At 67.8% G+C, this 13,065-nt stretch carries 14 protein-coding genes and 1 riboswitch; of the genes, 6 read left to right on the top strand and 8 right to left on the bottom strand.

Going from position 1 to position 13,065, the window contains the following annotated elements:
* Window positions 1-20: 20 nt before the first annotated feature.
* The 3 genes from ACIHAX_RS11680 to ACIHAX_RS11670 all read right to left on the bottom strand — a co-directional run bounded on the left by ACIHAX_RS11680 (window position 21) and on the right by ACIHAX_RS11670 (window position 2,653).
* Entirely contained in the window at window positions 21-896 is an 876-nt protein-coding gene (locus ACIHAX_RS11680) for a MaoC/PaaZ C-terminal domain-containing protein (RefSeq protein ID WP_397277179.1), read from the bottom strand.
* Window positions 897-966: 70 nt separating this feature from the next.
* Entirely contained in the window at window positions 967-1,404 is a 438-nt protein-coding gene (locus ACIHAX_RS11675) for an SRPBCC family protein (RefSeq protein ID WP_356964688.1), read from the bottom strand.
* 31 nt (window positions 1,405-1,435) lie between these two features.
* Window positions 1,436-2,653, bottom strand: coding sequence for a lipid-transfer protein (locus ACIHAX_RS11670; protein ID WP_364437804.1), 1,218 nt, complete (start codon window positions 2,651-2,653; stop codon window positions 1,436-1,438).
* Window positions 2,654-3,007: 354 nt separating this feature from the next.
* Between ACIHAX_RS11670 and ACIHAX_RS11665 the strand changes: the two genes are divergently transcribed.
* Entirely contained in the window at window positions 3,008-3,589 is a 582-nt protein-coding gene (locus ACIHAX_RS11665; protein ID WP_364437856.1) for a TetR/AcrR family transcriptional regulator, read from the top strand.
* A 69-nt stretch (window positions 3,590-3,658) separates the two neighbouring features.
* On the opposite strand, the gene ACIHAX_RS11660 is transcribed toward ACIHAX_RS11665, so the two are convergent.
* Window positions 3,659-4,813 (bottom strand): MFS transporter, encoded by a 1,155-nt coding sequence (locus ACIHAX_RS11660; RefSeq protein ID WP_397277211.1) that lies wholly within the window; start codon window positions 4,811-4,813, stop codon window positions 3,659-3,661.
* A gap of 361 nt (window positions 4,814-5,174) precedes the next feature.
* Between ACIHAX_RS11660 and ACIHAX_RS11655 the strand changes: the two genes are divergently transcribed.
* The gene (locus ACIHAX_RS11655) at window positions 5,175-5,303 is read left to right on the top strand and encodes a hypothetical protein (RefSeq protein ID WP_364437807.1); all 129 of its coding nucleotides are present in this window, start codon (window positions 5,175-5,177) and stop codon (window positions 5,301-5,303) included.
* A gap of 173 nt (window positions 5,304-5,476) precedes the next feature.
* Here the strand turns inward: ACIHAX_RS11655 and ACIHAX_RS11650 are convergent, their stop codons facing one another.
* Complete coding sequence (locus ACIHAX_RS11650) at window positions 5,477-6,694, bottom strand: NADP-dependent isocitrate dehydrogenase (RefSeq protein ID WP_355079025.1); 1,218 nt, start codon at window positions 6,692-6,694, stop codon at window positions 5,477-5,479.
* A gap of 355 nt (window positions 6,695-7,049) precedes the next feature.
* Window positions 7,050-8,594 (bottom strand): MFS transporter, encoded by a 1,545-nt coding sequence (locus ACIHAX_RS11645; RefSeq protein ID WP_397277176.1) that lies wholly within the window; start codon window positions 8,592-8,594, stop codon window positions 7,050-7,052.
* Between the two features lie 81 nt (window positions 8,595-8,675).
* Between ACIHAX_RS11645 and ACIHAX_RS11640 the strand changes: the two genes are divergently transcribed.
* Together ACIHAX_RS11640 and ACIHAX_RS11635 are read left to right on the top strand one after the other, a co-directional pair.
* Window positions 8,676-9,389, top strand: coding sequence for a TetR family transcriptional regulator (locus tag ACIHAX_RS11640; RefSeq protein ID WP_355079021.1), 714 nt, complete (start codon window positions 8,676-8,678; stop codon window positions 9,387-9,389).
* Between the two features lie 52 nt (window positions 9,390-9,441).
* A riboswitch (SAM riboswitch) is annotated at window positions 9,442-9,552 on the top strand.
* Window positions 9,553-9,769: 217 nt separating this feature from the next.
* On the top strand, window positions 9,770-10,927 hold the full coding sequence (locus tag ACIHAX_RS11635) for a homoserine O-acetyltransferase (protein WP_397277174.1): 1,158 nt from the start codon (window positions 9,770-9,772) through the stop codon (window positions 10,925-10,927).
* A gap of 63 nt (window positions 10,928-10,990) precedes the next feature.
* Here ACIHAX_RS11635 and ACIHAX_RS11630 read toward each other — a convergent pair whose 3' ends face one another.
* Window positions 10,991-11,368: a helix-turn-helix domain-containing protein gene (locus tag ACIHAX_RS11630; protein ID WP_364437817.1), complete on the bottom strand. Its 378-nt coding sequence runs from the start codon at window positions 11,366-11,368 to the stop codon at window positions 10,991-10,993.
* Between the two features lie 69 nt (window positions 11,369-11,437).
* On the opposite strand from ACIHAX_RS11630, the gene ACIHAX_RS11625 reads away from it, so the two are divergent.
* Window positions 11,438-12,085 carry a nitroreductase family protein gene (locus tag ACIHAX_RS11625; RefSeq protein ID WP_355079015.1) on the top strand — a complete coding sequence of 216 codons (648 nt, stop codon included), beginning with the start codon at window positions 11,438-11,440 and terminating at the stop codon, window positions 12,083-12,085.
* A 38-nt stretch (window positions 12,086-12,123) separates the two neighbouring features.
* On the opposite strand, the gene ACIHAX_RS11620 is transcribed toward ACIHAX_RS11625, so the two are convergent.
* Entirely contained in the window at window positions 12,124-12,369 is a 246-nt protein-coding gene (locus ACIHAX_RS11620; protein ID WP_355079114.1) for a DUF3017 domain-containing protein, read from the bottom strand.
* Between the two features lie 217 nt (window positions 12,370-12,586).
* On the opposite strand from ACIHAX_RS11620, the gene ACIHAX_RS11615 reads away from it, so the two are divergent.
* On the top strand, window positions 12,587-13,051 hold the full coding sequence (locus ACIHAX_RS11615; RefSeq protein ID WP_355079013.1) for a tRNA (cytidine(34)-2'-O)-methyltransferase: 465 nt from the start codon (window positions 12,587-12,589) through the stop codon (window positions 13,049-13,051).
* Window positions 13,052-13,065 lie beyond the last annotated feature (14 nt).

Below are 13,065 nucleotides of genomic sequence, written 5' to 3'. Positions count from 1 at the left end.
GTGCCGCCGCGCGATGGATGTCAGTCGGCGATCTCGGCCAGTCCGTCGCTGAGCACGACATCGTCGCCGCGCACGGTCTCGAAGGCGTAGCGGGTGACGCCGTCGGCGGAGCCCGCCTTCCAGATGCGGGTCTCCAGGTCGTCGCCGGGAAAGACCAGCTTTGCGAAGCGCACCGCGAAGCGCCTGAGCCGGTGCACATCCGACTCCGCGACTTCGGTCAGCACCGCCCAGGACGCGAACGCCATGGTGCACAGCCCGTGCGCGATGATGCCGGGCAGTCCGGCGTCCTTGGCGACCTGCTCGTCCAGGTGCAGCGGCACGGGATCGCCGGACGCCGGTGCGTAGCGGAAGGTTTGGTCGTGGTCCACATGCTGCGCCACGACGGCGACCGGGTCCTGCTCGCGCAGCCGTTCGTCGAACTTGTGCGCCGGAGCGGCCGCGCCGACCGTCTTGCCCGCATCGATGTTGCGGAAGAAAGCGGTGAGGTATTGGTCGTTGACCGGTTCTCCCGCCTCGGTCCGGCATTCGATGCGAATGGTGATGGTCGTTCCGTTGGGGCGGCTGGCGTAGCCGATCGCCTTGGCGCGCGACACCAGCCGGTCGCCGGGGCGGATCGCGCGGTGGAAGTGGAAGTCCTGCTCCCCGTGCACGACCCGGCCGAAGATGTCCATCGGCGCGACGTCGATGACGGGCATCATCATGGCCTCGAAGACCGGGACGATGGCGAAGACCGGTCCGGCCACCGTACCGGCCAGGTGCGCGGCGATCGGATCGTTCGTCGCGGCGGCGTACTCCGCGATCCGCTCGGCGGTGACCGCGAAACGGTCCTCGTCGGACCACGTCTCCAAGCCGCTGTCGTCGAACTCGACTGTGCGAGCGCTCGTTTCGGCGCTCATGCCGCATCCTTTCCGGCACGAGCGTGGCCCTGCGTGGTCACGCTCCGCCGCCGCCTCCGGGCCTGACCGCTCATGCCGCCGAGGCCAACGTGTCGAGTTGGTCGAGCGAACGATCGAGCTGTTTGATGCCGTCCTTCTCCACCGCTTTGCCGAGCGCGCCCTTGATCAACGCGCCCTCGAAGTCACCCGACACGAGGATGGTGCTGCCCTCGCCGTTGGGCCGGATGTCGAAGGTGAACTCCGTCCGCACGCCGGCCATGCCGGTGCCGCCGAGCGTCAGCTTGTTCGGCGCGTCCACCGCGACGATGGTCCATTCCAGTTTGTTCGCCATGCCGAGCATCACGATCTTGGCGACCAGCTTGGCGCCCGCGCTGAGCACGGCGGGCGGCTCCTCCATGAAGCGTTCGTGGATGGTGAACCACTTGTCCCAGGTCTGCGGGTCGGAGACGACCGCCCACAGGGCTTCGGGGGCGGCGTTGACGTCCTTGGTGGCTTCGATATGTCCCATGTGTCGCACTCCTCGTCGAGTTGGTCGGCGTTCAGCGGTCGGCGCGCTGGTAGGCGGTGACGACGGCCGCGCCGCCGAGGCCGATGTTGTGTTGCAGAGCGGCGGTGACGCCGTCCACCTGCCGCTTGTCCGCCGCTCCGCGCAGCTGCCAGGTCAACTCGGAGCACTGCGCGAGACCGGTCGCGCCGAGCGGATGCCCTTTCGAGATCAACCCGCCGGAGGGGTTGACCACCCATTTGCCTCCGTAGGTGGTCTTGCCGTCGTCGATCAGCTGCCCCGCCTCGCCCTCGCCGCACAGGCCGAGCGCCTCGTAGAGCAGCAGTTCGTTGGCCGAGAAGCAGTCGTGCAGCTCGATGACCTGGAAGTCCTCCGGGCCCAGCCCGGACTGCTGATAGACCTTCCTCGCGGCATGCACGTTCATGTCGTAGCCGATCAGGTTCTTGGCGGTGTCGTCGAAAGTCGAGGCGAAGTCGGTGGTCATCGCCTGGCCGACGATCTCCACCGCTTGCCCGGCGAGATCGTGGGCGTCGACGAAGTCCTCGCTCGCGAGGATCACCGCGCCGGACCCGTCGGAAGTCGGCGAGCACTGCAGTTTGGTCAGCGGGTCGTAGATCATCCGCGAGGCGAGGATGTCTTCGAGGGTGTATTCGTCCTGGAACTGCGAATACGGGTTGTTCACCGAGTGCTTGTGGTTCTTGTGGCCGATCTTGGCGAAGTGCTCGGCGGTGGTGCCGTACTGCTTCATGTGCTCGCGCCCGGCCGCGCCGAACATCCACGGCGCCACGGGGAACAGCACCTCGGAGATCTCGGCCAGCGCCATGATGTGCTTGGCCATCGGCTGCTCGCGATCGTCCCAGGTGGACCCCAGCGAACCGGGTTGCATCTTCTCGAAGCCCAGCGCCAGCGTGCATTCGGCCAGGCCGCCCCGGATCGCCTGGGCCGCGAGATACAGCGCCGTCGAACCGGTGGAGCAATTGTTGTTCACGTTGACCACCGGGATGCCGGTCATGCCGAGTTCGTAGACGGCGCGCTGGCCCGAGGTGGATTCGCCGTACACATAGCCGACGTAGGCCTGTTCCACCAGGTCGTAGCTGATGCCCGCGTCCGCGAGCGCCTTGGTGCCCGATTCCCTGGCCATGTCCGGGTAGTCCCAGGCGCGAGTAGTGCCGTCGGCTTCCTCGACCAGGCGGCGGCCCGGCTTCTCGAACTTCGTCATGCCGACACCGACGACGTAGACCTTGTTCGTCATCGAACTCCTCAGATTGTGCGTACGCCGCGAGCGGCCGAACGAGCGAAAACAAACATACAAGGTTGTATGTAAGTGAGCAAGAGGTCCGCGCGGAAGCGCGACCACGACCCCAGTAACCAGCCGATTGCATTTCACTTGATACATACAGTGAGACATGCATGTTTTCATCAGCACCGCCTCCGAAGGCGCGCTCGGCCGCAGTCGGATGCCGTCCGCCCGGCAGCCTCGATATCGCCCATTTCCCCGCCGAAACGGCGGAACATACAGCACTGTATGTAAGTGTAGGATCGGGCGGTGGCCAGGAGCGTAGTCGTGAAGCAGCAGCGCCGGACGCAGGAACAGCGCAGCACCGAGATGCGCACCCGGCTGCTGGACGCGACGGTGGACTGTCTGGTCGAGTACGGCTACTCGGGCACCACGACGCCGCGGGTGGCCGAGCGCGCCGGGGTGACCCGTGGGGCGCAGGTCCATCACTTCGGCTCGAAGACCGATCTGGTGGTGGCCGCGATCAGCCACCTGGCGCAACTGCGCGCCGAGACCGCCATGCGGGAGATGTCGCGGGTCGAAACCGGCGACGATCCGGTGGCCGCGGCGCTGGAGTTCCTGTGGGACCTGCACCAGGGTCCGCTGTTCATCGCGACCGTCGAACTGTGGGTGGCGGGGCGGACCGATCCGGTGCTGGCCGCGGCGATGGAGAAGGTCGAGCCGTTCGTCAACAACGCCGTCTTGCTTGCGGTCGCCCGCTTCGTGCCGGACGACGTGCGCCGCAAGGAAGCGCGCGACTTCATCTACACGGCCATGGACGCGCTGCGCGGAATCCTGATCTCGAATTTCATCGACCCGGACGACGAGCGCGCCCGCCGCCGGTGGCGACGCGCCTCGGCGCACTTGCACGACATCGCGGGCCGCGCCCTGGCCGGCCGCCCCGCCGGATAGTCCGCGCCCGACCCGGCGAGTCCCAATCCCGACAAGCCGCCGACGACCTCGGGGCCCGCTTCGACATCGCTACCGCGTCGCTCGCTGCGGGCGTGATCTCCGCGCGGTCCAAGCGGTCACTGTGAACAACGCGACGCCGATCGCCGCGAGGGCCGCCCCGGCCACGGCCGGAGCCGTGTAACCGAGGCCCGCGGCGATGACCAGGCCGCCGAGCCAGGCGCCCGCGGCGTTGGCGATGTTCAAGGCGGCGTGGTTGAGGGCGGCGGCGAGGGTCTGGGCGTCGGCCGCGAAGTCCATCAGACGGGTTTGCAGTGCCGGCGCCAAGGCAGCTCCGGACGCGCCGACCAGCAACGCGCCGAAGGCCGCGGTGTACGGGTTGTGCGCGGCGGCGACGAAGCCACCGAGGATGACGGTCATCGCGACCATCGACACCAGGATGGCGCGGTCCACGCCGCGATCGGCGAACACGCCGCCGACGATGTTCCCGATCACCATGCCCACGCCGAACAGCATCAACACCAAGGGAACCGCGCCGGCCCGCAGACCCGCCACGTCGATGAGTGTTGTCGCGATGTAGGTGTAGACGGCGAACATGCCGCCGAACCCGACGGCGCCGACCAGCAGCGTCAGCAGTACCTGCGGGCGACGCAGCGCGCCGAGTTCGGTCATCGGGTTGGTCACCGTGATGCCGGTGAGTTCCGGCACGAAGCGCAGCAGCGCCGCCACGGTGGTCACTCCGATGAGCGCGACGACCACGAACGCATCGCGCCAGCCGAGATGCTGGCCGAGCCAAGTAGCGGCGGGAACGCCGACAACATTGGCGGCGCTCAATCCCAGCATAACCGCGGCAACCGCCTTTGCCCGCTGCCCTACCGGGGCGAGAGTGGCGGCGGCCAACGAGGCGACACCGAAGTAGGCACCGTGCGGCAAACCTGAGACGAATCGCGCGAGAACCAGCGTCTCGAACGAGGGCGCCAGGACGGTCGCCACATTTCCCAGGGTGAACGCCACCATGAGCGCGACGAGCAGGCGCTTGCGCGGCATCCGCGCGCACAGCGCCGCGATCAGTGGCGCGCCGATCACCACACCGAGCGCGTAGGCCGATACCGCGTGCCCCGCGGTCGGCTCGGAGACCCGCATCGCCGACGCGATGTCCGGCAGCAAACCCATGGTGACGAATTCGGTGGTCCCGATCCCGAATCCGCCGATGGCCAGGGCGAGCATCGCGGGCACGTGCCAATCGGTTCGTCCGGGCGGCGCGGAGGTGCTGGTGGTCAGGGCGCTGGTCACGTGTTCATGTAACCGGCCTCGGCCTGCGATCGCTTCCCCAGCGAACGTGAGTTCGCCCACGTGCCGCCGACGAACTACGCAGGTGAACAGGAGAATTCGCCCAATACGGACGGGCGACCGTAGTCGGCCCGCCACCTTCGAGCATCGTCGCGGTGCCAGCTATCGGCTCGGGCCATGCCCGCGCCGGAAGATCGCCGCGCCCCGGCGATGCGCATCCGCCGATACTGCTGTACAGCGGCTCCCTCGCCGCGCAGGCCGAGCACGCGACATCCGCACGGCCAGCCGCAAGCAAGGCGTGGCGACCGATCTGCTCGATCCCCTGCTGCGACTGTTCGAAACGGAGGTCGAACGCGGCAACGGGGCGGCCGGTTTCACCCGCGCTTTCGCGGGCCTGCTCGATCCCGCCGGAGTCGGCGCGAGCTGACAAGCGGCGACATCGCGAGGCATGCGCGACGGGCCGACGCCCCCAGCGAATCGGTCGCGAAACAGTCCGGGCACCCGTTCCACCGGAGGTGGGGCGGGTGCCCGATGTTCAGCCCGGCGCTGGGTGACCACCCAGCGCCGGAGTCGGCCGAGCGACGCGGCTCGGCCCCGGGATCAGCGCAGCGCGCGAGCCAGGTTGGCGTCCAGCGCGCCGAGGAACTCCTCGGTGCTCAGATAGCCCTGGTCACCGCCGACGAGCAGCGCGAGATCCTTGGTCATCTGGCCGCCCTCGACGGTCTTGATGACGACGTCCTCCAAGGTCTGCGCGAAGCCGATGACCTCGGGGGTGTTGTCCAGCTTGCCGCGATGCTCGAGCCCGCGGGTCCAGGCGAAGATGGACGCGATCGGGTTGGTCGAGGTCGGCTTGCCCTGCTGGTGCTGGCGGTAGTGCCGGGTGACGGTGCCGTGGGCGGCCTCGGCCTCACAGGTGCGGCCGTCCGGAGTCAGCAGCACCGAGGTCATCAGGCCGAGCGAGCCGAAGCCCTGCGCCACCGTGTCGGACTGCACGTCGCCGTCGTAGTTCTTGCACGCCCAGACGTAGCCGCCCTCCCACTTCATCGAGGAGGCGACCATGTCGTCGATCAGCCGGTGCTCGTAGGTCAGGCCCGCGGCGTCGAACTGGCTCTTGAACTCGGCGTCGAAGATGTCCTGGAACGTGTCCTTGAACATGCCGTCGTAGGCCTTGAGGATGGTGTTCTTCGTCGACATGTACACCGGATAGTTCTGCTGCAGGCCGTAGTTGAACGACGCCCGCGCGAAGTCCTCGATGGACTTGCGGAAGTTGTACATGCCCAGGACGACACCGCCCTCCTCGGGCATCTTCACGACCTCGTGCACGATCGGCTCGCTGCCGTCGTCCGGGGTGAAGGTCACGGTGACGGTACCGCCCTGGAACACCTTGAAGTCGGTGGCGCGGTACTGATCGCCGAAGGCGTGACGGCCGATGATGATCGGCTTGGTCCAGCCCGGCACCAGCCGCGGAACGTTCGAGATGATGATCGGGGCCCGGAAGATGGTGCCACCCAGTATGTTGCGGATGGTGCCGTTGGGCGACCGCCACATCTTCTTGAGGCCGAATTCCTTGACTCGCGCCTCGTCCGGGGTGATAGTGGCGCACTTCACACCGACGCCGTGCTTCTTGATGGCTTCGGCGGCGTCGACGGTGACCTGATCATCGGTCTTGTCGCGGTATTCGATGCCGAGGTCGTAGTACTCGAGGTTCACGTCGAGATAGGGGTGGATCAGCTTGTCCTTGATGAACTGCCAGATGATCCGGGTCATCTCGTCGCCGTCGAGTTCTACGACGGTGCCTTCAACCTTGATCTTGGACATGGATCTTCGTGTCCTCCTAGGATGGTGCCCTCATTGCACGGCCAGGCGAACACGCTTGTGAGCGGACCCCAGCTGTTCCAACAGACAACGTATATGTCCCGCGTTGTCGGCGGGACATGTGGTGCAAACAAGACAAGCGTACTGCTGCCGAAGTCCTCACCGCACGGGCAGCCCCCGGAGTGAGCTGGACCACCTTTGCTACCGATTGGTAGGCAATGCCTTCCAGCGCCTCGGCGGGCACCCGCGCAACCGCCGTCGCCGCCATGATCCGCCTTCCGTTCCAGCACAGCAACCGCCTGGCACACGACGAGGCCCGCGCGGCGTCAGCACGCCGCGCGGACCTCGTTCCGGTGGATCAGACCGCGACCGGAAGCCGTGCCCCGTCCTCGGAACCTTCGATCAGGTTCTCCGGCCGGTCCCGGATCATCAGCGCGATGATCGGGACGGCCGCCAAGAAGAACCCGGCGCCGACGTAGAAGGCCACGTCGTAACTGTGGATCGCGGCCCGCGCGGCCAAGTTGTCGATGCCAGGGTTGTCATGCGCGAAGGTCTTGGCGACCTGCACCGAGATGGTGGTCAGCAGCGCCGTGCCGACCGCCCCGCCGACCTGCTGCGCCGCGTTCAGCAGCGCGGAAGCGACGCCGGAGTCCTCTTCCTCCACCTGATGCAGCGCGACCGTCTGCATGCCGACGAACAGCGGACCCATACCGAGCGCGATGAGCACCTGAGCGGGCAGCACACCGGCGAGGAAGCTGTCACCGAAGCTCAGTTGAGCCAGCAGCACCAGGCCGACGACGCCCAGCACGGCCCCGGCCAGCATCAGCGGACGCGGGCCGAGCTTCGGCAGCAGAGCGCTGGTGACACCCGCCGAGATCGCGATGCCCGCCGGGAAGGGCAGGAACGCGAAGCCCGCCTTCAGGGCGGAGTAGCCCAGCGTGATCTGGAAGTAGAAGCTCAGGAACAGGAACATCGCGAACATCGCGATCGGGATGAGCAGCGCGGCGAGGAACGCGCCGCCCCGGTTGATCTCACCCGGGATGTGCAACGGCAGCAGCGGGTTCGCCGAGCGCCGTTCGATCGCGACGAAGGCGACGAGCAAGGCCAGCCCGGCGACCAGCAGCGCCAGCGTGCTGCCCGCCAGCCAGCCGTCGTCGGCGGCACGACTGAAGCCGTACACGATGGAGATCAGACCGAGCGTCACGGTGACGGCTCCTGGCACGTCGTATCCCCCGCTGCGCGGCGCGGGCACGTCCTTCGCCACCCAGGCCAGCGCGCCGAGCAGCGCGATCAGCGCGATCGGCGTGTTGACCAGCAGGCACCAGCGCCAGGAGGCGTATTCGGTGAGCGCGCCACCGGCGATCAGCCCCAGCGCCGCACCACCCGCGGAGATGCCCGCGAACACACCGAACGCGGTGGCCCGCTCGCCAGGCTCGGTGAAGGTCACCGACAGCAGCGAGAGCGCGGCCGGAGCCAGCAGTGCGGCGAACGCGCCCTGCAACGCGCGTCCGGCGAACAGTTCCGCGCCGGTCTGCGCGAGACCGGCCAGCGCCGACGCACTCGCGAAGCCGATCAGGCCGACGATGAAGATCCGGCGTCGGCCGAGGTAGTCGGCCAGCCTGCCGCCGAGCAGCAGCAGGCCACCGAAGATCAGCGTGTAGGCGGTGAGCATCCATTGCCGGTTGCCGTCGCTGATGTCGAGATCCCGCTGCGCGAACGGCAGCGAGATCGTCACGATGGTGGCGTCCAGCACCACCATGAGCTGGGCTAACGCGATCACTCCCAGCGCGAGCCAACGCGCTGAACCGCTCGCCCGCTGCGGCGCGTGCACCGCTGTCGCGGTTTCGGTCACGGTCTTCTCCTCGTCCTCGGTGTCCGGAGCAATCCTGTCATCGAGCGACATTTGTCGTCAAGCGCAAAATGTCGTGTTACGACATTTGACCGTTACGGACAGGAAAACGGCAGGTTGCGTTAACATGGGGGCATGCTCGAGTTATCGGCGCCGACGGGCGCGGGCGCAGCGGCCGACCGCGCCGCCGGCGGCCCGGCGACCCAGGGCCTGCGCGAACGCAAGAAGCAACAGACCAGGCTGCGGATCATCGCCGCGGCCCTGGATCTGTGCGACACACAGGGCTTCGACGCCACCACGATCGAGCAGATCGCCAACGCCGCGGACGTCTCGCCGCGCACGATCAACCGCTATTTCGACAGCAAAGAAGACATCGTCCTGGGGCCCGTGCAGGATTTCGGGCAGACCATCGCCGAGACGCTGCGCGAGTTGCCCCGCACGGGCAACGAACTCGGGGCGCTGCGCCAGGCCTTCCTGCACGTGGTCGATGAAGCCGCCGCGGCGGGCGAGGCGGATCCGCTGTCGTTCCGGCAGTTCCAGAAGATGCAGCGGATTCTGCGCAGCAGCCCGTCGGTCAGCGCGCGCAGCATGGAGCACGCCGACGACAAGAACCACGCGATCGCCGCCGTGGTCGCCGAGCGCCTCGGCACCACGCCGGACGCGCGCCCGGTGCGGCTGATCGTCGGCACCTGGCAACTGATCGGCCACATCGGCATGGAGTGCTCCGACGATGTGTTCCTCGACGACGACCTGGCGGTCGCGGCCAGGGCGGGGCGGGCGGCGTTCACCGAGGCCTACGACGAGTTCGTGCGCACCTGCTGCGGGGCACCGACCGCTGCGGACCAGTGAGTTCGACGGAGGATTTCGGGCGCTGACCGCCCGCCGGTTATGATGCCGGGCAGGTCATGAGTACCAGCGTCAAGCCCCGGCTCGCTGGTCGGCAACCCTCCAGCCGCGGTGGGGTGCTCCGGGTGATGACCTGGCTCCCGAGAGCCGGGAGCAAGCGCGTAACAGGAGGTCGCCGGCATGTGTTGTTGTTCGTTACCCACACACCGCTAACCCCTGCTGTACCGGCGAACACCTGCTTGGGAGCAAACCATGAGTGAATTCACCGCGCCCGGGGCCGAGCGAGGCCCGGCGCAGTCGGCCCCACACAGCCGTGGTGCCGAGTTCGGGGTCGTGCGCTTCCTCCCGGATCCTCCGCCCGCCGGTTTCGCGGGGGCGGCGACATGACCGTGAACACCGAACCGATCGCGCGGACCTCCGGCATCGCCCTGCCGCCCCCGGATGGACAGCTCGGCACCATCGCCATCGGAGACGTGCGGCTGGAGAACGGCGCGGTCATCCCGGACGTCCACCTCGCGGTACAACGCTGGGGTGAGCTCTCCCCCGGCATGGACAACATCGTGCTGGTCGAACACGCGCTGACCGGCGACTCGCACGTCGTCGGCAAGCCCGACGGCGTGCACCCGCTGCCCGGCTGGTGGGACGGCATGGTCGGTCCCGGCGCGCCGCTGGACACCGACGAATGGTGTGTGCTCGCGACGAACGTGCTCGGCGGCTGCAAGGGCAGCACCGGGCCGTCCACTGCCGCTCCGGACGGAAAGCCGTGGGGCTCGCGTTTTCCCGAGATCTCCATCCGCGATCAGGTGACCGCCGAAGCCGCTCTGCTCGACCTGCTCGGTGTCGAGCGGCTCGCGGCCGTGGTCGGCGGGTCGATGGGCGGTATGCGGGTGCTCGAGTGGATGGTCGGCGCACCGGATCGGGTCGCCGCGGCGCTGGTGCTCGCGGTCGGAGCCCGCGCCACCGCCGATCAGATCGGCACCCAGACCACCCAGATCGCGGCGATCACGTCCGATCCGGACTGGCAGGGCGGCGACTATCACGGCACCGGCCGCGCCCCGACGACGGGGATGGCGCTGGCCCGGCGGATCGCGCACCTGACCTACCGCACCGAGTTCGAGCTGGATCACCGGTTCGAGAACAAGCCGCAGGGCGACGAGGACCCGTGGAACGGCGGACGCTACGCGGTGCAGAGCTACCTGGACCATCAGGCCGAAAAGCTCTGCAAGCGTTTCGATCCCGCCACCTATGTGCTGCTGACCGAGGCGATGAACCGCCACGACGTCGGCCGCGGCCGGGGCGGCATCGAGGCGGCGCTCTCGGCGACGCCGGTGCCGTGCGTGGTCGGCGGCGTCGACTCCGACCGGCTCTATCCGCTGCGGACCCAGCAGGAACTCGCCGATCTGCTGCCCGGATGCGACGGACTGGAGATCGTGCACTCCCGCGACGGGCACGACGGATTCCTCACCGAGGCGGCGGCGGTGTCCAAACTGCTGACCGAGACCATGCGCCTGGCCCGCGCCGGTGTGCGCCCCGAACGCTGACAAGGGTCCACTTCCCCTCGCGCCCGCACTGATCGGTACCTCGCGCCGTGATGCCGTCCACTCTCAGAGCGCTGCGGCTCGCCGCGCCGCTTCGATGCGGTTGATGTTGGTTTCGATCCACTCCCGCAGCGCCGCTATCGGCGTGCGCAGACTGTGCCCCAGCCCTGTCAGCGTGTAGTCGACTCGTGGCGGGATCGTGGGATGCACTGTGCGCGTGACGAAACCGTCGCTCTCCAGTTGCCGCAACGTCTGCGTCAGCATCTTCTGGGAGATGCCATCGATACGGTGGCGCAGATCGGTGTAGCGCATGGTGCCGTCGGCGAGCGCGTCGATGATCAGGACCGTCCATTTCCCCGCGATGTGGTCGAGGATCTCCCGCGTGGGGCACTTCGCGGAGTACACGTCGGCGGGTAGGCCGGAACCTTCTATATAAGTGGGCACCTATTAGAGTGTAGCGCACCAAATAGTGCCTTCTTCCCATTGGAGTGTGACTCTCCGATAGTTAGAAATATGGAGACAAAGACACTTTCGGTAGCCGATGCGATCCGTGGACGTCGCACGGTGCGGCACTATCGCCCCGACCCGGTGGCACCCGAACTGATCGAAGAGTTGCTCGAGCTGACGATGCAAGCGCCGAGCGCATGGAATATGCAGGACCGGTCGATCGTGGTGGTGACCAGCGAATCCGGCCGCGCCGCGCTGTCGGAGGCGGCGTTCGGCCAGCCGCAGCCGAGGGAGGCGCCGGTGGTGCTGGTCTTCGTCGCCGACGCCGCCGCCTGGCGAGACCGCAACGCCGACATCGCCGAACTAGCCGGTCGCAACGGCGCGTGGAACGCCGAGTTCACCGCCATGTTCGACACACGCGCCGAGTATTTGGCGCTGGAACAGCGCGGACTGCTGCGGGAGAACGCCGTCAAGAACGCGATGATCGCGGCCACCTACGCGATGCTCGCGGCGACCGGGCTCGGCTTGGCCTCGGCGCCGATGAACGGCTGGGACGCGGAGTCGGTGAAGCAGGCCATCGGTATCGGCGACCGGGCAGATCTCGCCATCGCGGTACTGGTCACCATCGGCTACAGCGACGCCGCCCCTCCGCACCCGGGGCGTCGTCCGCGCGAGCGGACGGTCTTCGCCGAGCGATTCGCCGCTGCCCGCTGAGCACAAGGGCGACCCGGCCATCGCTGGGTCGCCCGCCCTCAGCCGACGCCGAGCGTGTTGATCGTGGCCGCGAGGAACAGGATGCTCGACCCCAGCAGCGTCAGCGCGCCGACGTCGAACGGCTTGCTGCGCACCGCCAGCAGCCCCACCCGGGTAGTCGGCAGGCATAGCCGGAATGCCGCCGCCAGCAGCGTCGCACCGCCGAAGAAGAACGTCCCGCGCCGCCAACGATCGGACGCCACGAACACCACCGCCACCACGATGACCAGCGTCACGACGACCATCGGCAGATGAGAACGCAAGAACTCCGCTCCCGAACCGCGGCGTCCGGCCCGGGCGATAGGCGTATCGGCATCGGTCACCTTCCCGATTCTTGCAGACCGGTCCGGTGGTCGACGAGTGGCGCATGGCTGCGGCGAATCGCGAGTACTCCCCGCGGCGGTGTGCCACTCGTGTGGGGTGCGGGCGGACGGCTCCGGTGACCTGGTTGACTGATGCGTCGTGTTCCATCTGATGTTCCATGAGCCGTGCATTCCGCCGAATACCGGCAACGCGATCCGGTTGGTCGCGGGGACCGGGTGTCATCTGCATCTGATCGAGCCGTTGGGATTCGATCTGTCGGAGCCGAAGTTGCGCAGGGCCGGGTTGGACTACCACGATCTGGCGTCGGTGACGGTGCACCCGAATCTGGCGGCGGCATGGGAGGTACTGCGCCCGGAGCGAGTTTTCGCGTTCACCACCCAGGGCACCACTCGGTTCACGGACGTGGCCTATCGCGAGAACGACGTGCTGCTGTTCGGCACCGAACCCACCGGCCTGCCCGCGGAGGTGCTGGCCGATCCGCGCATCACCGACCGGCTGCGCATCCCGATGCTGCCCGGTCGCCGCTCCATGAACCTTTCCAACGCGGCCGCGGTGACCGTCTACGAAGCATGGCGCCAACTCGGATTCCCCGGCGGCATTTGAGCTGCGGCGGCGAC

This window comes from Nocardia sp. NPDC051929, assembly GCF_044548645.1.
In the GTDB taxonomy this organism is placed as follows: domain Bacteria; phylum Actinomycetota; class Actinomycetes; order Mycobacteriales; family Mycobacteriaceae; genus Nocardia; species Nocardia sichangensis.
This window is presented reverse-complemented; position numbering and strand designations above follow the sequence as displayed.

Coding starts and splice junctions, on each gene's coding strand:
- ACIHAX_RS11665 (WP_364437856.1), top strand. CDS start 3,008: ATGCGCACCCGGCTGCTGGACGCGACGGTGGACTGTCTGGTCGAGTAC.
- ACIHAX_RS11645 (WP_397277176.1), bottom strand. CDS start 8,594: ATGTCGCTCGATGACAGGATTGCTCCGGACACCGAGGACGAGGAGAAG.
- ACIHAX_RS11675 (WP_356964688.1), bottom strand. CDS start 1,404: ATGGGACATATCGAAGCCACCAAGGACGTCAACGCCGCCCCCGAAGCC.
- ACIHAX_RS11635 (WP_397277174.1), top strand. CDS start 9,770: ATGACCGTGAACACCGAACCGATCGCGCGGACCTCCGGCATCGCCCTG.
- ACIHAX_RS11680 (WP_397277179.1), bottom strand. CDS start 896: ATGAGCGCCGAAACGAGCGCTCGCACAGTCGAGTTCGACGACAGCGGC.
- ACIHAX_RS11625 (WP_355079015.1), top strand. CDS start 11,438: ATGGAGACAAAGACACTTTCGGTAGCCGATGCGATCCGTGGACGTCGC.
- ACIHAX_RS11620 (WP_355079114.1), bottom strand. CDS start 12,369: ATGGTCGTCGTGACGCTGGTCATCGTGGTGGCGGTGGTGTTCGTGGCG.
- ACIHAX_RS11650 (WP_355079025.1), bottom strand. CDS start 6,694: ATGTCCAAGATCAAGGTTGAAGGCACCGTCGTAGAACTCGACGGCGAC.
- ACIHAX_RS11660 (WP_397277211.1), bottom strand. CDS start 4,813: ATGCTCGCCCTGGCCATCGGCGGATTCGGGATCGGGACCACCGAATTC.
- ACIHAX_RS11670 (WP_364437804.1), bottom strand. CDS start 2,653: ATGACGAACAAGGTCTACGTCGTCGGTGTCGGCATGACGAAGTTCGAG.
- ACIHAX_RS11640 (WP_355079021.1), top strand. CDS start 8,676: ATGCTCGAGTTATCGGCGCCGACGGGCGCGGGCGCAGCGGCCGACCGC.